Below are 20,380 nucleotides of genomic sequence, written 5' to 3' on the forward strand. Positions count from 1 at the left end.
CTGTTGGGCTGGCTAGGTTTGTGTATGGTAGGGTGGCACCAAGCAATTGTGGCCTCGTGCCTTTCAGGTGGATGTCCCCCCTTGAATAAATTGCAGAATGATGAATTCCGTCGGGTGCACCGCGGCCATGCCGACTTTTATGATCAACTTGCCGTTGTCGATGTCATCTGGCGTCATGGTCTCTTCGCCTACCTTAACGTAATAAGCCTCTTCTGCGGTCTGGCCTCGCAAAGCACCCTGGCGCCACAACGCGCGTAGATAGTTGTCAATGGCACCATGGGCTTTGACCCAGCTAGCTTGGTTGTTGGGCTCGGATGCCATGGAGCGCATGATATTTTTGATGTCTTTTTCGGCGCTGTTGAACAACCGGCGTACGGGAATGTAGCGCCACTCAGTGTCGGTATTGCTTGTGAGGGTGCGGGCACCCCAGATCAACGTACCGTTGTTCTGAAACTCTCGGATCATGTTCAGCGCTTTTCCCGCGTTGTATTCGCCCTGGGTGGCATCGCTGACTTTGAATTGAGGCCTGAGTCCACCATTGAGCGCGACATTGGCCGGTGCTTTCCATGCGCCGCGTTCACGGTCCACCCTGCAGTAGGCTCCGGCGACTGCGCCGCTGGGGGGGATGGAAGCCTCAGTCCAGTCGGCATCCAGCCATGGGGAGTAGGCTGCTGCATGTTCGCTAACAGGATAGGAGCTCATGTCGGTTGCTGGGCTCTGCAAAACTTTGGGGCCGTCGAGAATTGCGAACAAGCTTTTACCATCCACGCACAGCGTGGTGGCTGCCGTCTTGATATCCTCTCCGGCGGCGACCAGCAGTGTGACATCGTCCAGCTTGGGTACCTCTTGCTCTAGCTGACCGGTGGGGATGACATAACAGTAGCCGCCGCCATTTTCGAAATAGGTTTTTACGGATAAATGGAGGTTTTTGGTAGGGTCGAATGCTGACACTATGTTCATGAACTCCAGCCACGAGGCTATTCTGGTAGGCACGGAGATCATTGCGTCGCTAGAGGCAATCGCAGGTACGGCGGTGGAACTGTTGGCGATGGACAGGGATTGGCTGGGTAGCTCTTCGATATATACGCCGGGATAGCTGGTGACAGTGGTCATGGCGGGCCCCTCTCAGTATCTGTAGAGAGTTGGGGTTAGTGGAACTGAATGGTGACGGCGTCGGCCATGAGTGCCAGCTCTTCAATGGCTACTTCGTTGCTGCTGGCGTCTAGGCTGGGGGCGGTCAGCTTGGTGGGAAAGGCATTGGCGACGTTCCAGGTAATCAACAGTTCGTTGCCAGCTTCGTTGGTGAGGCTGATGAGGATATCTTTTTTCTCCACTTGGTTGAGAGAGATGGAGTGAATCCAGTCGTAAAGTTGACTTTTCCCCTTGATCACGCCGCGTCGGAGGGAGATGTTGACGGGTGCGATCTGGCCGGGCATGTAGAATAAGCCACCCAGGCCATCCTTGTAGGTGATGGTTTCGTGGGAGATTTCCATGCCGGATGCGGCGGTGAATGCCATTTCTTCGTTGCCCACAGTGACCCGGTAACGGTATGTGGGAATGGGGTAGGTATTTGCGATTTGCTCGGTGCTGGTTGCCATTGCTCTTGCCTTTCCTATTGAGGACGTCGCCGTCGTCGCGTCGGCTTAGCCTTGGTTCACATCCTGGGTGAATTGCAGAATGATGAATTCCGCCGGGCGCACTGCGGCCATGCCGATTTTGACGATTAGTTTGCCCTGAGCTATGTCGTCATCGGTCATGGTGATGTCCTTGCCCACCAGTACGAAGTAGGCTTCCTTCTCACTCTTGCCGGGCAAGGCGCCCTGGCGCCACAGCGAGCGCAGGTAGTTATCGATGGCGCAGCGGACTCGCTCCCAGGTGGCATGGTTGTTGGGTTCGAACACCATGGACCGCATAGTGGTTTTGATGTCTTTTTCGGCGCTGTTGAACAACCGGCGTACGGGAATGTAGCGCCACTCAGTGTCGGTATTGCTTGTGAGGGTGCGGGCACCCCAGATCAACGTACCGTTGTTCTGAAACTCTCGGATCATGTTCAGCGCTTTTCCCGCGTTGTATTCGCCCTGGGTGGCATCGCTGACTTTGAATTGAGGCCTGAGTCCACCATTGAGCGCGACATTGGCCGGTGCTTTCCATGCGCCGCGTTCACGGTCCACCCTGCAGTAGGCTCCGGCGACTGCGCCGCTGGGGGGGATGGAAGCCTCAGTCCAGTCGGCATCCAGCCATGGGGAGTAGGCTGCTGCATGTTCGCTAACAGGATAGGAGCTCATGTCGGTTGCTGGGCTCTGCAAAACTTTGGGGCCGTCGAGAATTGCGAACAAGCTTTTACCATCCACGCACAGCGTGGTGGCTGCCGTCTTGATATCCTCTCCGGCGGCGACCAGCAGTGTGACATCGTCCAGCTTGGGTACCTCTTGCTCTAGCTGACCGGTGGGGATGACATAACAGTAGCCGCCGCCATTTTCGAAATAGGTTTTTACGGATAAATGGAGGTTTTTGGTAGGGTCGAATGCTGACACTATGTTCATGAACTCCAGCCACGAGGCTATTCTGGTAGGCACGGAGATCATTGCGTCGCTAGAGGCAATCGCAGGTACGGCGGTGGAACTGTTGGCGATGGACAGGGATTGGCTGGGCAGCTCTTCGATATATACACCGGGATAGCTGGTGACAGTGGTCATGGCGGTTCACTTTCAGTATCTGTAGAGAGTCGGGGTTAGTGGAACTGAATGGTGACGGCGTCGGCCATGAGTGCCAGCTCTTCAATGGCTACTTCGTTGCTGCTGGCGTCTAGGCTGGGGGCGGTCAGCCTGGTGGGAAAGGCATTGGCGACGTTCCAGGTAATCAACAGTTCGTTGCCAGCTTCGTTGGTGAGGCTGATGAGGATATCTTTTTTCTCCACTTGGTTGAGAGAGATGGAGTGAATCCAGTCGTAAAGTTGACTTTTCCCCTTGATCACGCCGCGTCGGAGGGAGATGTTGACGGGTGCGATCTGGCCTGGCATGTAGAATAAGCCACCCAGGCCATCCTTGTAGGTGATGGTTTCGTGGGAGATTTCCATGCCGGATGCGGCGGTGAATGCCATTTCTTCGTTGCCCACAGTGACCCGGTAACGGTATGTGGGAATGGGGTAGGTATTTGCGATTTGCTCGGTGCTGGTTGCCATTGCTCTTGCCTTTCCTATTGAGGACGTCGCCGTCGTCGCGTCGGCTTAGCCTTGGTTCACATCCTGGGTGAATTGCAGAATGATGAATTCCGCCGGGCGCACTGCGGCCATGCCGATTTTGACGATTAGTTTGCCTTGAGCTATGTCGTCATCGGTCATGGTGATGTCCTTACCCACCAGTACGAAGTAGGCTTCCTTCTCACTCTTGCCGGGCAAGGCGCCCTGGCGCCACAGCGAGCGCAGGTAGTTATCGATGGCGCAGCGGACCCGCTCCCAGGTGGCATGGTTGTTGGGTTCGAACACCATGGACCGCATAGTGGTTTTGATGTCTTTTTCGGCGCTGTTGAACAATCGGCGTACGGGAATGTAGCGCCACTCAGTGTCGGTATTGTTTGTGAGGGTGCGGGCACCCCAGATCAACGTGCCACGGCCTGTGAATTCGCGGATGAAATTCAGCCCTTCTGGGTTGAATTGGCCGTTTAAATCATCACTGGTTTTGAACAGAGGAACTAGGCCGCCGTTTAGCGCCACATTGGCTGGTGCCTTCCATACACCGCGCTCTCGGTCGTTTCGGCAATATGCCCCCGCCACGGCACCGCTGGGCGGGATATCGCACAAGGTGGTTTGAAACGTGGCCCAATCGGCCCGCAGATAGGGGTAGTAGCATGCGGTAAAGGCAGTCCTGCTATCCAGGGTGGTATTAGGCGTCAGTTCTTTTTGTGGACCGTCCAAAATGGCGAACAGGCTGTTGCCGGGGATGCACAGCAAATTTACAGCCGTTTCAAAAATGGTTTTGTCTTGAGCCAGGTAGTTCCCGCCAGGACCGATAGGGGAATTGGCATTTGCTGCTGGCCATGGCATCCCCACGCCAGCTTCTACCAGTAAGGTCACGTCTTCCAGTCTTTGAACACGCGAGGTAAAGTCCCCGTCTTCCAACTCAACCATAACGGCCCCTTCCACGCTATCGCTGAGTGTGCTCCTTATTGGAACCAGATAACAATAACCACCCCCATTGAGAAAATAGCTTTTCACAGATTGGTGAAGTGGATTACTGGGGTCGTACAGGGTAGCCTCTGTCGGCTTGTCGATGGTTTTAACCGCCTTATTTTGTTTTGTCTTTTGGAGGGAGGCCGCCACCTTGGGCTGATAAGCTAACGCTTTGGTAAAGTCCAACCAGGAGTTGATACGGGTGGTCTTGGGGAAGAGCAGGCGAGGTACCCCATTCGCGATATTGGCCGCGGCGTTGGGGTTTTCTTCCGCATTATGGTTATCTTTGTCATGCGCACGTGCCACGGGAAAAACCGGCACGGCGGTGGAGCTGTTGGCGATGGACAGGGATTGGCTGGGCAGCTCTTCGATATATACACCGGGATAGCTGGTGACAGTGGTCATGGCGGTTCACTTTCAGTATCTGTAGAGAGTGGGGTTAGTGGAACTGAATGGTGACGGCGTCGGCCATGAGTGCCAGCTCTTCAATGGCTACTTCGTTGCTGCTGGCGTCTAGGCTGGGGGCGGTCAGCTTGGTGGGAAAGGCATTGGCGACGTTCCAGGTAATCAACAGTTCGTTGCCAGCTTCGTTGGTGAGGCTGATGAGGATATCTTTATTTCTCCACTTGGTTGAGAGAGGTGGAGTGAATTCAGTCGTCGAGTTAACTTTTCCCCTTGATCACGCCTCGTCAGGAGGGAAATGTTAACGGGTGCGATCTGATCTGGCATGTAGAATAATCCGCTCAAGCCATCCTTGTAAGTGATGGTTTCGTGGGAGATTTCCATACCGGATACGGCGGTGAAGGCCATCTCGTCGTTACCTATGCTGATATGGTAACGGTGTGTGGGAGTGGGGTAGGCGGTTGCGATCTGCTCGGTGCTGGTTGCCATTGCTTTTAACCTTTACCTAGTTGAGAGGGATCGATACTTTATGGAAGTAAAAATAACGCATGTCAAACAGTGGTTGGATGCGGGTTTCATAATAATTATGCATACCTAATTCGCTGCACTATAGATTATAGTTTTACAAAGGCAAGTTCAGATTTTCATGTTGGATGCTCCTGACCCGCTCCCTTCCCCGTAAGTTCCTATTTTATTTTTGTAATTCCTGAACTAATAATAAACGTGGTCAATGCCATTGAGTTGGGGCGTATGCCATAGGTTCATGACCTTTCTCGTTCTCTATGAGTATTCTCCTAATGAGCAACCTCCTACCCGAATTCTATGCCTTGGATCGTCACGTCGAGCATAACTATGTTTGCCTGATGGCACAGCTGCAGCGCATCGACACGCAGCTGCAAACCCGCATACGGCAGTTACAGCAAGAATCCGATTCAGCACAGGATGAGTGGGCTTGCAATCAAAAAGACACGCCTCCTGAAGAACTGCAATCCAGACTGGCACCCCCGCCGCCAGCGTTGTTGGATGAAGAGGTAGCCCATGGCCGTTTAGGGCAGTTGGTGCAACGTTTTGGCCTGACTTCACTGGAGCGGGATGTATTGCTATTGGCATTGTTGCCACATGTGAATATGAGTTACCTAGATTGGTTTGCTCAAGCGCAGGGTAATAGCAATATGAACCATCCTACTGTACAACTCGTCTTGGATGTCCTCTGCCCGTCACGTTTGGAGCAAGTCCAACATATGGCATCGCTATTGCCGGATGGTGCGTTGGTACGGCAAGGGTTGCTACAGCTATCACATGGCAGTAACAATTCATCGCAAGTTAATTCCAATACCATGATTAGGGCCGATAAGCGAATTTATCATTATCTGATTGGCCATGACTATTTACCGATCCTTTTAAGGCAAAGTTGCCGCTGGGTCACGGCATCACATCATCTTGCGACTACGATGGCTTCTAGTTTGGCACAGCTGAAAAAGAACCTTGTTCCTGGCGCATGTTTGGTGTTGAAGGGCTTGCCTGATAGTGGGCGTGCTGTGTTGGTGGCTGCTGCGGCGCAAGTGTTGGGTATGCCAGTGTTGGAGTGGGACCTGGCTAAGTTGATGGGGAACGATAGAGTCCCTCCATCCTTGGTGACCGCGATTTTTTGTGAGGTGCAGTTGTACGCGGGTTGCCTGATTTTAAAACACTTACCAGAGCAGGCGGAGAAACGGCCAGAATTAAGCGTTTTGCTAAGCCTACAGGCAGATAATTATGCGCAACCTGTGATCATATTACAGGGTCTGTCATCACCGATGTATTGGCTGGGTGATATACCGCATAGGGTGCTCCAGTTGCCGGCTCGTGATCTATATCAGGACAGAGCATTACTGGCCCAATGCTTGGCGGATATTCCTTTGGACGATGATGTGGATTTGACCTCATTGGCTCAGCGCTTTCCTGCGGTAGTCTCCAAGATAGAACCTATTTTGCAAGAGGCCGAGCTGTATCGTAGGCAGCGCTATCCGGTCGGTGCCCTTAGTCAGGCTGATTTGCACCAAGCCTTTCGTTGGCGTAGTCAGCAAAACTTCGGTGATTTGGCGCTGCGGATCGAACCCAAGAGGAGTTTTGATGATTTGATTGTGTCGGCGGCATTGCAGCAGCATTTGGCTGAGTTACGCGCGGCTATTTTGCATCGTGAACACGTGTTGGCTTTGGGGTTTGGCGACAAGCGGCACTATGGTGTGGGCATCAGTGCACTGTTTTATGGTGCATCTGGCACGGGTAAAACCATGGCAGCTGAAGTTCTGGCTGATGCGCTGAGGGTGGATTTGATCAAAGTAGACCTCTCGACAGCAGTCAACAAATACATCGGCGAAACAGAAAAAAATCTGGCTCGTATTTTTGATATGGCAGCTCTCGACAGCGGTGTGCTGTTTTTTGATGAGGCTGACGCATTATTTGGTAAACGTAGTGAAGTCAAGGAGGCCAAGGATAGGCATGCCAATATCGAAGTGGCTTACTTATTGCAGCGCATGGAAGCACACACTGGCTTGGTAATCTTGTCCACCAATAATCGTTCGCATCTGGATCAAGCCTTTAGCCGCCGCTTCACTTTTATCCTTAAGTTTGACTATCCGGACCATGCTACTCGTGTTCGCTTATGGCAGGCCATTTGGCCTGCACAGGCTTCGTTGGACGACAATATTAATGTTGAGCAACTTGCCTCAATGGCGGAGCTTACCGGTGCGAATATCAGTAACATCGCGCTGGCCGCAGCTTGGCTGGCTGTGAGTGAAGGTGCGCCACGAATTGGCATGTCACATATTCAGCATGCGCTCAAGCGTGAGCTTGCGAAAACTGGCCAACTTGCCCGTTAATCAGGAAAAAAAATGAATACCACTCTATCTTGGCCCATGTATTCCAGTGATGAAACCTTGTTGGAGTTAAATAAGTGCGTGGAAGCTGCGATACAAGCCTACTTGCCAGATGGGGTCGAGGTCTGTTTTGATATTCCTGACCCGGAGACGCCGCCGGCAACTCCGACAGTGAGTGTGTTTATGTATGCCATTCAGGAAGATCTGGAGCTGCGTACAGGCATCGCTCGCCAGTTCATGGGCATGGCGATGTCGCCAGGCTATATTAATATTAAGTGCGAATATTTGGTGACTTATTGGGAGCAGTCCATTGGCGATAAATGCGAAGGCCCACAGGCTAGGGCTGCCAGCACAGCGATGACAGCCTTGAATTGGGTGCTAAATGCTTTGATCAATAATCGCGAGTTAAATGGCATGCCTGGTGCCTACATTCGTGTGATTACGCCGAATAAACTAAACGAATTAAGCAATTTTTGGCAAGCATTGGGCAATAAGCCAAGGCTATGTTTAAATTTCTCGGCAACGGTCGCGGTGACTTTGAGGGATGCTCAAGAGACCTATGCTCCTATCCAAAGCAATGAGTTGATGGTGGCCCCGAAGGAGCAATGAATCGTCCCAGCCTCTTTAGATGCTCTTGAGCCATTGTTGGGCTGAGCCCGCTCCTATAGAAATTCCTTCTTTATGGGCAGTTCAGTAGATGCTATCTGATATTTCTTGTATTTGTTTTATTCACAGCTTCTTCGCCTATTGCTGGAGATAATTCTTATGCCTGGTCATGACCACCTTCAAGAAACTACCCAACAAGAAACTACCCAAGAAGATGAGATAGAGAATGGCGATGAGGATTGGTATCAGGGTGAGGTGAGTGGTACGCCCTCGTGGCGGCAGGTAGAGACGTTCTTCTCGTTTATCGCCCAAGAGCATTTGAAAGAGGCCCAAGAATTTAGAGAAAAGGGCCATAATAGCCAGATACCGGAAGTTGACCCTGATTTATTACCAGAGTTAGAAGACGTCGTAGCAACTATCAAATCCCGTATATATATTTATGCCAAAAGGGAAGATCAGCTGTGGCTGCTGACGCAAATTGAACAACTCGAAAGGTTTATCTCAGTGCTTTCGGGAGGGACGCTTCAGGATTGGGTGACCAACAGCATGTGTATCCACTCGCGAGAAGGCAGGGCTGACAAACTGGAGGGCAGGGCTACGGCCCAGTCACAGGTGAGACGGCTAGAGTTAACACTGCAAGCGTTGCTTCGCACTGCCAAGGCGTTGGGTGCGGTTGTCGACTATAGCACAGCAGAAAACTTAAAGAGGGCGGTGGAAGAAGAACTGTCTACAGAGGCTACCAACGCGATAGCTTCAAACGATGAACAGGCAGTGGCGCAGGCTTTAGAGAGGATGAAGGCGGATATCGATGGCAACTCCCCCTGGTCAGAGCTAGTGAGCGGCAGAGTGGCATCTAAGGAGGCAGACAAAGCGGTATTCTTCGAGACACTGATAACGGCTACCCGTCGTGCGGCAGCAAAAGCAAACAAGAATGCTCGTGAGCTGTCGGGTAGCGCGCAGACCTTTTTTAGTAAGGTAGCTGCGTATCTTCAGTCTTTCTCTGACGTGCTATCGAAGTTGAATGGGAAGGTGTCAAAATCAAGTAAGGAGGGAGTGTTAGATTCATCCGCTGTTCCGAAAACGAAACAGGTAGGGGAGGGAAAGAGTGAAAAAGGCACCCTTAGGAAATGGGTTGGGAAGAAATTTGAAGAGGGAACGTCGCGCGCAGCCATCATAAAGACTATGGCTTTAAGGCAGCTTGACCGGGGAGAACGGCGAAGCAAGACACCCGAAGCTGTCATGGTTGATAGCATCATAAGAAGTATTTTGTGGCAATGTCAGCAGCCGGCAATAAAAATTCAGTCAGCCAGCGAGGCGATTTTATTGAAAGCTAAAGAGCTAAAAAAAATAGCGGGAATATTGGATGTGCATGGCACTAATCATGAGGCGATAGCGAGTGATCATCAGAATGACGCAGACCTTGATGCTCAGGTAATAGGGTGGGTGCAAGCATACAACGAGCAAGAGAGGCCTGAAAATAAAACATCAGCGAAACTAGTCGTACTTGGCCAGTTGTTTGATAGTGATATTGCTAGTGCGCGTAAGATAGTGAGGCGGTTTAGTCGCAATCAAAATAGTGTGGGCGATGCTGCACAAAATATTAAAGATGAAATTAATCACCAATTTTCTAATGCTATAAAGAAAATGATTAATGAGCAGTTTGATGCCTCAGGCCATTCTGAGTATATAGGGTTGGAGATGAGTAAATTTCTGCCTGAAATTACCGATGGGCTTGCACAGTCTGTGGTGGAGTTAAATAATGTCATTATATCAGCTGAACGGCAGCCGCCAGATTTTTCCGATATCAAATGTTGGGCTAAGCGGGCGTCGTTGTCTTCGACGAAAGTAAAAGAAAAGATATCAACCCAGTCCGCCTCACTGACTGGTAAGCCATTAGATGACAACTCACGGGGTGCCCGGCTTGCCAAGTACTGGGCAAGTCTTGCCCAAGAAAGGGGGAGCAAAAGTTGGCCAATGCCCGACGCGGGAATAATGTTGGCAGGACTGAGAGAGCATGGCTTGCTTAAGGGTACCGTCTCATCGGGAGATCCTAAGGGGTATTTATTGGCTACTCGACTCGCGGGAGAGGTTGAGAACGCGCATAATGATGAATTGAAGCTGCCGATGAGTGCTGATGAGTATGCCGCATTGGAAAAGAGTCTGGTTGAGTTTATTGTGCGCTGGGGGCAAAGAAGGACAACGCGAGGCACGACACGCCTAGTTGTGGAGTTAGGTTTTGAACAAGCGATAGATACGGCCATGTTCAGTCTGTCTAACGTTATTAGAATGCCTTATAAAGTTCTGAAAGCATCAATAATGATTCCCTACAAAGTCAACAAGGCAAGTAATTATATCCTGCCTGGGCAGGATAAGCCATATAAAGCCATTCGTAACCTGCTGGTGAAAAAATTAAGTCAGCTGGGTTTGAAGTTGATTACTACCCCTGTGCCTGGGGTGATGAAATATGCCGTGGGTGGAGGCTTGATGGTGGGGGCGACGGCATATAACAGGTATGTAATATCGAGCGAAAATACGGTCGATGCCATATATGATAGATTGGTGAAGGGTGCAAAGAGTAGAGTAATAAAAATGGACTCAAAGACGAGTATGTTTTTTGATGTGCCACTAGACGCGATGTTTATGGTGCCTTACAAGGGCATAAGGAAGTATGGCCAAAGTATTAAAAGTAATAGTGAGGAACATGTTACACCCAATGCGTTGGTGAAGAGAGTTTACAGACGGAGTCCGCGCAGGGAGGAGGGGGTGGCAGGGAGTGATGGAAAAATAGAAGATCTAAATGATAAATACGGCGTGAGAGAAAAAAATTCGCGTACGGCAACATTTAGTAGAGATATAAAAATGAAAGCAGCGAGGCTTGGTTTGAATATGGCCACAGCAAGTTTTGTAATTGTGCGAACTACTGAAGGAAATGATAGCGAACCACCAGTGGAAAAACGATATACTGTTAAAGGGTCACAGCTTATTGCTTATTATGATCCTCTGGATGAGGTTGAATATCCTAGCGAATTTTTGCCATTGAAAGATGATATCAATAAATTTTTATTTGAGAATTCACTAAAAATGGAAAGGGAAGTAAAGGATGTGGCAGATGCGGAAAAAGCTTTTACTGCGCAGCAAGAATTGTATAAAGTTGGCTATCCGAATCAGGTGAATGTTTCTAACAGAATTGATGAAGTGATTCAGAAGGATATTGATCAAGCAATGGGAGGGAAGTCAGTTAGTGAACATGGAGTAAAGCCAGACAAAAAAATTGAAGTCCGCATAACTGTGCATCTTGGCACTGGTCAAACTGTAACGACCACTAAACATTACACTATTCGTCAACTTGCTGTTGGGTTGCATTTGCGTGAGAACCCAAATTGTGCATTCGTTTTCATTTGGCCTGATGATAGAATAGCTACTCTTTTTGATAGGCCACAAGGGGCGCTGACGGCTTATCCTTATGTTGTGACTAAAAAAATAGAATCTGAGCTTGAGAGGGATAAAGAAAAACTTAATGATGATAAATCAATAGGTGCGCGTGAGAAAATTATCTCTCAGAATGTGGCGCAGGCTTTGTCAAAGGTTGCGGAGAAAGAAGGGCCTGGTTCAGAGGCATATGTTGCGGTAGATCGATTTCTTAAAGGTGAGGTTAAAGCATTATCTGTAAAATTTAAAGATTATACTCTAGATGGTGTGTTTGCCATTCCATTGAATGACCCTGAAAAAATAATATTGATAAAATCGAATCCAAGCGAGGGGGCGCAGTATCTTATTGTAGATAAGAGTCAGCTTGTTCATCCCGAAAAAGCGAAAGAAGTATTTGATTTTTTAAAGCCAACCTTCCCGAAAAAAGCGCTGCTGCATCATTGGAAAAATGAAAGTGATCTGTCCGCTTTCCAAAAGAAAGAGAGACTGGTTGGCGAGACAATGCCGCGGATAGGTCCTGCTCCAGGGCCGACCATGCGTTGGACGGTAGAGAAAACATGGGTTGAGCCCTATCAGTTTGAGCCAATTGTATCGGACGGTAAGTCCCTGAGTGTATTGGCCGGTCATTTGGAGAAAACTCAGCGCAGTACACATTATTCCAATGTGGATGCGTATGTCTATTCGAGTGGAGAGTACTATGTTCAGGCAGGGGCGAAAATTGGACAAATTGTATTGCAAGGCGTTAATTCTTTATCAATGGGTATTCCCTCGGCAGGAATGAGAGCGCTTGCTGGGCTGGGGGCTAGCGGTGCCTCGGTATTTTTGGATGTGATGGACGCAGTTCAGGAAGATGATCCTAATGCAAAGGATGAGAAGCTTAAATGGGCTGCGACAGGGGCAATGCTGTCTTTGCCAGGGGATATTTCTGATGCTAATACGCTGCTAAAAAATGTAAATAAGGCAAATGGTAAATTAAATAGAGTAGCGAATGTGTTAGGCAGTGATGCTCGCGGTAAAAAATGGGGGGGGCGAAGGGCTGGTGATAACAGTTCTTCTAACAACAGTCCTATAGAGAATGGCATTATATTCAAATCTTCTGCTTCTACGAGTAGGAAAAATATTGGTATTGAAAGAATTAATGATGATATTAGTCTCATCTCTGCAGAAGGTTCGCAAGCAAAGACACTTTACCTTGATGCGCACGGTGCTTATGAACCTAACGCAACAATTCCATTTTATTACTTTGATCGTAACGGGTTTCATAAAGTTCCTCCGTCGGGAACAGTTCCAGTCCCTCAAGGGAAGACTGTTTCTTTTAAAGTACCGCATGGATATAAAATGGGAGCGGGGCGTCCTGATCAAGACTTATTGAATGCTCGAAATTATAAGCCTTTTACTTCGGTTGATGCTGAGCGCTACACGCTACACCCTATTAGAAATCCAAGTAACACTGATGCGAGCCAGCAGGTAGCTCACATGGTATCGAACAACCCTGAGAAAGCATCTAAGGGGACAGCAAAGCCCGGAGAATTACGAAACTACGATTATACCCATTTTAAAAAGAATGGAACTAGTGAGCAGGAGCATCAGGGCATTCTTGTTAACGGCGTTGATAGACTCCATTATTTAGATAGTAAAACGCCGGGGTCGGCAGGGGATGTTATAACGATCAATCCTGGATCTACTGTACCGTTAGGAAGGCTTTTAGATCAATTATCTACAAATCCAAGACTTCAACAGTATGATAAAATTGTTATTTTGGCATGCCGATCCCCATATGGCAGGCGATCGCCAACTTATTCTACGGTTGAAGGTCCGCTTTTTGCTCGTCCCCCATCATCTCCTAACGGTTATTCTGGAAATCATACTAGCGATTCAAAATCAATTGATCCTAGCGGTGGTCAAGGCGGTGAGTCTATGGATCCGGTATATTTGGTCTTTAGAAGGAGTCCGGAGACTAAACGCTTCGATTCGTATGTTGAAGTTCCCGTAGAGGTTGAAAAGGAGGGGGAGGGGTCGAATCAGAACCAGAAAATGGAAGAAACAAAGCAGGCAATAGAAAACAATAATGACTCTTCAGTGATGGTGGCCGGTGGTGATTATTTGACTAATGGGAACCAATCTTATTATGATGTTTATGGATTGTTCTTGGAAAAATTCCCCCACCGCACAAGTGATAATATTAGACAATTTTATCAATTCAATAAAGGTAATATACCAAAGAACGTAACCGATGCTGAAAACCAAAAACTTGAGGTGGGGACAAAGTTCACCATCCCTAATGTACGCCCCCTGCCACAAGGTGATTGATGGCAGGTGCCGGTAATGATCTGCTCCCCTTAGGCCTTACCAATCATAAGTTGAGAGAAGTCCGTCACTGAAGGAGAATGACGGACATGAAGAAGAGCAGATTCACTCCTTCCGCAAAAACGTAGCGGCGAAAAGTAGAGATTTCTGGCAAATTCAAGCCCACCATCCATTCGTTTGACATTTATGGAAATGCTACTCAGGGGGGCGTGCACACGTTCTTAAATACCTTTATCATAGCCACTCTACTTGTAGTGGGGTCTTCAGCCAGGGCAGAGGGATTGAGGTGATCGGCCAAGGTAGATCCCGCAACAGCAGATCACATGGCTCCGGGACAACCCGCAGATGCCATATGTCATCCTCTTGCCATAACTCGCCAGACCGCAGTAAAAACCAAGCGCGAACATCTTGTGGACTGCAGCGATGCAGGCTGGGAGTTTGCCGCAGCAAGCTGGCGAGCATATCGTCCAGAGTCGCAGCAACGTCGGCGGGCAGGATTTCCTGAGGATAAAGCAAGTAGTCAATTGGCCAGTCACACAGCCATTTAGTGAAGAGTGTGCGTACATCAAGGCCTCCTTCGTCCTGCCACAGCCAGCAATCCAGCCAGCAGACGGCTTTTCTCCGTGCGTCTGGACCGACAAACCGCTTGCCTTCCAGCACCCCCCATTGCTGAAACCTACTCGGCAGCAAGGGCCAAAGCAGGATCAAACCAATATTTTCTACTGGTAGAGACGTTTTGCTTGATACCGTTGATGGTCGGGGGGAGAGGACAGACAACTGGCTGGTTTCGTTCAGCGCCTGGCGCCACTCGGGCGAGCGCGCCGCCAGCGCTTGCCGGGCCGGCTCGTTTAACACCGCCCTGAGACGCGCTACGGCGGGAGCATGGTTGGCTAGCCGTTCCAGCTCCATCCGACTGTCGTCGCCCGCCTCCGCCCAGCAACGGCATAGCCAGTGTTCGGGATTTTGAGCCAAGGCTGCACTCAAGTGCGGCGCCAGCGCAGCGCCAGCAAGGTAAGCGGCCAGGTCTGTCAGCATCGCGGCAGACAACCGGCTGGTTTCGTTCAGCGCCTGGCGCCACTCGGGCGAGCGCGCCGCCAGCGCTTGCCGGGCCAGCTCGTTTAGCACCGTCCTGAGACGCGCTACGGCGGGAGCATGGTTGGCTAGCCGTTCCAGCTCCATCCGACTGTCGTCGCTCGCCTCCGCCCAGCAACGGCATAGCCAGTGTTCGGGATTTTGAGCCAAGGCTGCACTCAAGTGCGGCGCCAGCGCAGCGCCAGCAAGGTAAGCGGCCAGGTCTGTCAGCATCGCGGCAGACAACCGGCTGGTTTCGTTCAGCGCCTGGCGCCACTCGGGCGAGCGCGCCGCCAGCGCTTGCCGGGCCGGCTCGTTTAACACCGCCCTGAGACGCGCTACGGCGGGAGCATGGTTGGCTAGCCGTTCCAGCTCCATCCGACTGTCGTCGCTCGCCTCCGCCCAGCAACGGCATAGCCAGTGTTCGGGATTTTGAGCCAAGGCTGCACTCAAGTGCGGCGCCAGCGCAGCGCCAGCAAGGTAAGCGGCCAGGTCTGTCAGCATCGCGGCAGACAACCGGCTGGTTTCGTTCAGCGCCTGGCGCCACTCGGGCGAGCGCGCCGCCAGCGCTTGCCGGGCCGGCTCGTTTAACACCGCCCTGAGACGCGCTACGGCGGGAGCATGGTTGGCTAGCCGTTCCAGCTCCATCCGACTGTCGTCGCCCGCCTCCGCCCAGCAACGGCATAGCCAGTGTTCGGGATTTTGAGCCAAGGCTGCACTCAAGTGCGGCGCCAGCGCAGCGCCAGCAAGGTAAGCGGCCAGGTCTGTCAGCATCGCGGCAGACAACCGACTGTCGTCTGTTTGCATGGTCTCACACGCATGAGCATCCAGTTCTCGGCGTAAGGCAGCCAGCACTCGGTGCAACAACTCCGTCTCCCATTTCCCTGCGGTTAGCGTGCCGATGTCCAGCGTTACGACGGACAACCGTAAGCTTAGAGGTACAGGGTAACTGGACAACAGCGCATCCAAGTCGTGCATCAGCTGATAGCGCACCAAGCGGCTAACGCGGGGCGGTAAGGCGTGGATCAAGACCGACGAGGCGCTGAGTACGAGGCGCATACGTTTGATACGGGAAGGGGGGGGGAGCGACACGCTGCTTCCTTGTTTTCGTGTTCACAAGTGATTCAACCCGCCTGGCGGTAAAGACCTGCCAGAGAACTGCCTTGGATAAAGCTAGGCTGTTCCATGATGTTTGGCAATCGTTTCCTGAGCGTTGCGGGAGGAGGTCACTGCCGCCGCGATTTCGTTGTTCTTGTCGCCATCGCACCAATTGATCTGCCACAACACCAGGTGATCGAGATGGCGGAAGGCAGACAGCCATTGCAGGGCCGGTGTTTGCGCAGCCTGGTCGAGGCTGCCGCGCAAGGTCTTGCGGTCTGACCTGCCCCCCGGATTAGGGCCAAGGCTTACTTAGTAAAGTCGATTAAAAATTCCTGCTTTTGCTCCAGCTCCGCTTGCTCCCCCGTGCGGAAGCCCGCCGCAAATGCGGCAGGCGTTTGATAGTTCAGCGAGCTGTGTGGTCGTGCTTCGTTGTAATCCTTCCGCCACACGGCAAGCTCGGCCCGAACATGCGAGAGACTCATGAACCAGTGCTCATTCAGGCATTCATCGCGTAAGCGCCCGTTGAAACTTTCGATATACGCATTCTGTGTGGGTTTGCCCGGCGGGGTCAGCTTCAGCGTGATTCCTCTGACACTGGCCCATTGATCCAGCGCGTTGCCGGTGAATTCCGGTCCCTGGTCGGTGCGGATTGCCGCTGGATAGCCCCGAAATCGAGCGGCCTGTTCCAACACCCGCACGACGTAATGTCCGGAGATTCCGTAATCAGCAACCAGGTCGATACATTCCTTGCTGAAATCATCCACGATGGTGAGCACTTTGATGCGACGCCCGTTGGCTAGCACATCGGAGACAAAGTCCATCGACCATACCGCATTCGGTTTCCCAGGGCGCTCCAGCGGCTCTCGCTCAACGGCTACACCATGGCGCCGCCTCCTGTGTTTCACCATCAAACCGGCTTCACGATATAGCCTGTAGACCCGCTTGTGGTTAACTCTGACACCATCTCGGCGCAGGAGAATGTGCAGGCGGCGATACCCAAAGCGGCGTCTCTCGTGGGCCAACTCAATCAGCCGGTCCTTCAAGAGCGTAATGTGGTCCGACGTCTTTGCCTGATAGGCATGGACGCTGCGTGACACCCCCACCAGCCGGCAGGCCCGTCGCTCCGAGATAGAGGTCATCTCGCGCATTCGCTGCACCGCCTCACGCTTCTGCTGCGGGGTTAACGCTTTACGCCGAGGGCCACTTTGAGTGCTTCGGCATCAAAAATCGCCTCGGCCAGTAAGCGCTTCAGTCTGGCGTTCTCAGTCTCGAGCTCCTTCAACCGCTTGGTGTCAGAGACATCGATGCCACCGAACTTGGCTCGCCAGTTGTAGAACGAGGCATCACTAAAGCCATGCTGGCGGCACAATTCCTTCACCGGAACGCCAGCCTCGGCCTGCTTCAAAAATCCAATGATTTGCTCTTCCGTGAAACCCTTCTTCAAGTTCGTTCCCCCTGTGTAAAACGAACTTTACTAAGTTTCGGGTGGCCCTGTTTAGGGGGGCAGGTCAGAGTGCTCGAAGCCAGCCTAAGTACCCAATTTTGAGGCAATATATAGAATATTTAGCGATGTATGCGTGGTTTATCAAGAAAGGATAAACTTATGTAAACTTGCTACAAAACACTTTGCCTCGCGCAGAATGTTTGCACGATGACAGCCAATTTGGTCTGTCCCGGGCTCAGTGGACACTAACTTAAGGTGGATAATCTCCACCAAGGAGTGTTCATGACCCAAACCCGTAGAAGCTTTCCCGAATCTTTCAAACGCGAAGCCGTCGAGCAAGTGCTGGCCGGCAGCTCGCTACGTCACGTGGCCCAGGCGCTCGACATCACTGAGGCATTACTGGGCAAATGGAAGCGCCAGTATCTAACGGCCGGCGAACAGGCCTTCCCTGGCAACGGTAAACAGCTCGGAGAAGCCGCTGAACTCAAACGGCTACGCGACGAACTCGCACGCGTCACCATGGAGCGCGACGTGTTAAAAAAGGCGCTCGCCATCTTCTCGCACCCCACGAAGTAAGGTTTCAGGTCATTGAAGCGCTAGCCGAACGGTATCCGGTGGCGCTGATGTGCCGGCTGTTGCGTGTCTCTCGCAGTGGCTACTATGCATGGCGGCAGCGTCCGCGCTTCAGCGCGAGAGATGGCCAATCGTCGCTTGTTACGGGAAATCCGTTTGGTGTTTGCCGAGGTGAGCGGCATTTATGGGCATCGGCGGATTCATGCCGAACTGCTCGCACAGGGGATGAACTGCGGACGGCATCGGATCGCTCGTCTGATGCGGGAAAGTGGCTTGCAGGTGCGCTCACGTAAACGCTGGCGGCCTGTTCTTGGTAGCAAACATGTGCTGCCGGTGGCACCGAACCGACTGGAGCGCCAGTTTGCGGCCCCCGGGATGAATCAACGCTGGGTGTCGGATATGACCTACATTCGGACCGAGCAAGGATGGCTATACCTGGCCATCGTGCTGGATTTGCACTCGCGTGCAGTGGTGGGTTGGGCGATGCATCACCGTGTGCAGCAAGAGCTGGTCCATGCTGCCTTAACGATGGCCGTAGCTCGACGTCAGCCGAAAGGGGAAGTACTGCTGCATTCCGATCGGGGTAGTCAGTATTGCGCGTACGACTATCAGGTCCTGCTCAAACGGCACGGCATTTTGCCGAGCCATTCCCGTGCAGGAAACTGCTGGGACAATGCGGCAATGGAGAGCTTCTTTCGTTCACTGAAAGCGGAGTGGGTTTACCTGACTCGTTATCGGAGCTACGACGAAGCCCGGTGGGATATATTTGACTACATTCGGTTCTACAACCACCAGCGCCGCCACTCAACGCTAGGCTATCTGAGCCCGATAGAATTTGAGCAGCGCCAGGCGCTGCTCAGAGCTTAACCAACCGTCCACCGAGCTCGGGACAGACCAGACATCGCAGGCTTACTCCCTGTATGCTTTAAATGCTCCCAGCCACTACCAATCAGAACTTAGCTCCCTACGCAAGTTAGTGAACTGTTTTATCACAAACAATAGGATATGCCACAGCTAATAATATTAATGAAAAGGCATAGAGGAGGCCTTGTGCAAGCAATGCTGAATCAAGCCTATTTCTTAGCCATTCCCATATGAATGCAAACATCCTTGAATTAATTGCAATGCAAGTGCTTTGAACATAGCGTTTGCACCCCTATGAGTTTAATCAGACCCGGCCTTCAATAACTGTTCCCGCTCTAACTCTTCTAAATGCTTCCCCAGACGATTCATCTCAACCACACTGTTAACGTAGAATATCGGACGTTCAACAACAGCAAAAGGGCAGTCATCATAGGGTGGCTTCAACTCCAGCCCATAAATATAATCATAAGTATGTGAAAAAACCAAATACCCCTCACCTATCTCCTGTAATGTATGCGCAATCGGATAAAGCCAGTCCTGGCACATATATTCGACGATTATATCGGAATAGCATTCCTTGATCTGAATGGCGACCTCTAAAGCACAAGCCAAGTAGGCCTCACGAAACAGAGCCCCTAGCAGGACCAGGTGATCCAATGTCGGCGGGCTACTTTTCATTATATCCTGCAGCATTTGCCCATACGCTTTGCGGATGTAATCGCTGGGCATTGGAAAAATCGGCATCGACTTCTCATAGCTCTGATGGAAAACACTTCGGAATGCTTTTTCTCCGTAATAATCCGCTCGTGTAAACCCCAATCGACTCATTGCAGCCTGCGCAATATCGTGATAAACGACAATTTCTAAGTCGTTTCGCGTCAATAGCTGCCAATAAGGCGAGTAGAAAAGCTCCGCCGTACCAGAAAAAGTTGCCTCTTCCTCTACCAGTTGAATCAGATCGAAATCTCGTTTGGGGTGGTTGCCATTAGAAGGAAGCGTGCCATGCAAGCGTATCGTTTCGAAAATCCTACTACGCATCTGGGGGTCTTTCGGCCGACGCCCCAGTTTCTCCAGAAATAATAGGTCAAGCTGGTAGTCACTAAGCGAGGTTCTCGACTTAACCGCGTAGTACCACAGTTTGGCGCGCAACCTATCTACCGGCGACTGGCGGGGGCGCCCTGTCCGCTTTGCATCACTTGGTATCATGAAACTCCCCTTTTCATGGCCGCTTTCACGTTACCACAGAGTTTGGTATCACTCCTTTATACCTAGTCCAATCTGATTCCACCTGACCATGACTACCTCTGCCTCCCTAGACGAATTGCAGCGCAACTTGCTGGATGCCTATGGGCCCTTGATGGGCGATGCAGTGCTATGGCAAGCCTTGGGCTTCAAGACCTGGGCAGGTTTTGACAGGGCAATACGTCAAGGAAAACTAGAGGTCCGTATCTTCACTTTGCCAGGAAGAAGGGGGAGATATGCGCTGACGTGCGATGTTGCAGCTTGGCTCTGGGACGTGCGTTCGACAGCCCCGAGCCCGCACGAAGCATGCTGAGA

The 20,380-nt window shown here is 51.4% G+C and carries 16 protein-coding genes; 5 read left to right on the forward strand and 11 right to left on the reverse strand.

The features are described 5' to 3' along the window. Window positions 1-63: 63 nt before the first annotated feature. The 7 genes from JC616_RS00535 to JC616_RS00565 are packed head-to-tail and all read right to left on the reverse strand — an operon-like array spanning window position 64 to window position 5,059. Entirely contained in the window at window positions 64-1,113 is a 1,050-nt protein-coding gene (locus JC616_RS00535) for a phage tail sheath family protein (RefSeq protein WP_227106122.1), read from the reverse strand. Window positions 1,114-1,148: 35 nt separating this feature from the next. After that, window positions 1,149-1,598 (reverse strand): phage tail protein, encoded by a 450-nt coding sequence (locus JC616_RS00540; RefSeq protein WP_227106124.1) that lies wholly within the window; start codon window positions 1,596-1,598, stop codon window positions 1,149-1,151. Window positions 1,599-1,643: 45 nt separating this feature from the next. Continuing rightward, window positions 1,644-2,696, reverse strand: coding sequence for a phage tail sheath family protein (locus JC616_RS00545; RefSeq protein WP_227106126.1), 1,053 nt, complete (start codon window positions 2,694-2,696; stop codon window positions 1,644-1,646). Between the two features lie 35 nt (window positions 2,697-2,731). Continuing rightward, complete coding sequence (locus JC616_RS00550; protein ID WP_227106127.1) at window positions 2,732-3,181, reverse strand: phage tail protein; 450 nt, start codon at window positions 3,179-3,181, stop codon at window positions 2,732-2,734. Between the two features lie 45 nt (window positions 3,182-3,226). Continuing rightward, entirely contained in the window at window positions 3,227-4,573 is a 1,347-nt protein-coding gene (locus JC616_RS00555; protein ID WP_227106128.1) for a phage tail sheath family protein, read from the reverse strand. A gap of 34 nt (window positions 4,574-4,607) precedes the next feature. After that, on the reverse strand, window positions 4,608-4,739 hold the full coding sequence (locus tag JC616_RS00560) for a phage tail protein (RefSeq protein WP_227106129.1): 132 nt from the start codon (window positions 4,737-4,739) through the stop codon (window positions 4,608-4,610). Then, complete coding sequence (locus tag JC616_RS00565) at window positions 4,736-5,059, reverse strand: phage tail protein (RefSeq protein ID WP_227106130.1); 324 nt, start codon at window positions 5,057-5,059, stop codon at window positions 4,736-4,738. Before JC616_RS00565 ends, JC616_RS00560 begins: the two co-directional genes overlap by 4 nt. A gap of 308 nt (window positions 5,060-5,367) precedes the next feature. Between JC616_RS00565 and JC616_RS00570 the strand changes: the two genes are divergently transcribed. The 3 genes from JC616_RS00570 to JC616_RS00580 all read left to right on the forward strand — a co-directional run bounded on the left by JC616_RS00570 (window position 5,368) and on the right by JC616_RS00580 (window position 13,773). Then, window positions 5,368-7,431, forward strand: a complete 2,064-nt coding sequence (locus tag JC616_RS00570) for an ATP-binding protein (protein ID WP_227106131.1) — start codon at window positions 5,368-5,370, stop codon at window positions 7,429-7,431. Between the two features lie 12 nt (window positions 7,432-7,443). Further along, window positions 7,444-8,037: a Pvc16 family protein gene (locus tag JC616_RS00575; protein ID WP_227106132.1), complete on the forward strand. Its 594-nt coding sequence runs from the start codon at window positions 7,444-7,446 to the stop codon at window positions 8,035-8,037. Window positions 8,038-8,193: 156 nt separating this feature from the next. Further along, a complete protein-coding gene (locus JC616_RS00580; RefSeq protein ID WP_227106133.1) occupies window positions 8,194-13,773 on the forward strand; it encodes a putative adhesin in 5,580 nt (1,859 codons plus the stop codon). A 231-nt stretch (window positions 13,774-14,004) separates the two neighbouring features. Here JC616_RS00580 and JC616_RS00585 read toward each other — a convergent pair whose 3' ends face one another. From JC616_RS00585 to JC616_RS00595, 3 genes are all read right to left on the reverse strand, one after another. Continuing rightward, window positions 14,005-15,900 carry a contractile injection system tape measure protein gene (locus JC616_RS00585; RefSeq protein WP_227106134.1) on the reverse strand — a complete coding sequence of 632 codons (1,896 nt, stop codon included), beginning with the start codon at window positions 15,898-15,900 and terminating at the stop codon, window positions 14,005-14,007. A 114-nt stretch (window positions 15,901-16,014) separates the two neighbouring features. Further along, window positions 16,015-16,206, reverse strand: a complete 192-nt coding sequence (locus tag JC616_RS00590) for a hypothetical protein (RefSeq protein WP_227106135.1) — start codon at window positions 16,204-16,206, stop codon at window positions 16,015-16,017. A gap of 41 nt (window positions 16,207-16,247) precedes the next feature. After that, window positions 16,248-17,386, reverse strand: a protein-coding gene (locus JC616_RS00595) for an IS3 family transposase (RefSeq protein WP_227106136.1) whose coding sequence is annotated in 2 segments (ribosomal slippage) — window positions 16,248-17,140 and window positions 17,140-17,386 — 1,140 coding nt in all. Because the reading frame shifts where the segments join, the coding sequence is not laid out codon by codon here. A 282-nt stretch (window positions 17,387-17,668) separates the two neighbouring features. Here JC616_RS00595 and JC616_RS00600 point away from each other — a divergent pair. Both JC616_RS00600 and JC616_RS00605 read left to right on the forward strand, forming a co-directional pair. Next, the gene (locus JC616_RS00600; RefSeq protein WP_227106099.1) at window positions 17,669-17,962 is read left to right on the forward strand and encodes a transposase; all 294 of its coding nucleotides are present in this window, start codon (window positions 17,669-17,671) and stop codon (window positions 17,960-17,962) included. A gap of 84 nt (window positions 17,963-18,046) precedes the next feature. Next, a complete protein-coding gene (locus JC616_RS00605; RefSeq protein WP_227106138.1) occupies window positions 18,047-18,826 on the forward strand; it encodes an IS3 family transposase in 780 nt (259 codons plus the stop codon). A gap of 297 nt (window positions 18,827-19,123) precedes the next feature. On the opposite strand, the gene JC616_RS00610 is transcribed toward JC616_RS00605, so the two are convergent. Beyond that, on the reverse strand, window positions 19,124-20,029 hold the full coding sequence (locus tag JC616_RS00610; protein ID WP_227106140.1) for a hypothetical protein: 906 nt from the start codon (window positions 20,027-20,029) through the stop codon (window positions 19,124-19,126). Window positions 20,030-20,380 lie beyond the last annotated feature (351 nt).

Origin of the sequence: Chromobacterium rhizoryzae (assembly GCF_020544465.1) — a bacterium.
Lineage (GTDB): Bacteria > Pseudomonadota > Gammaproteobacteria > Burkholderiales > Chromobacteriaceae > Chromobacterium.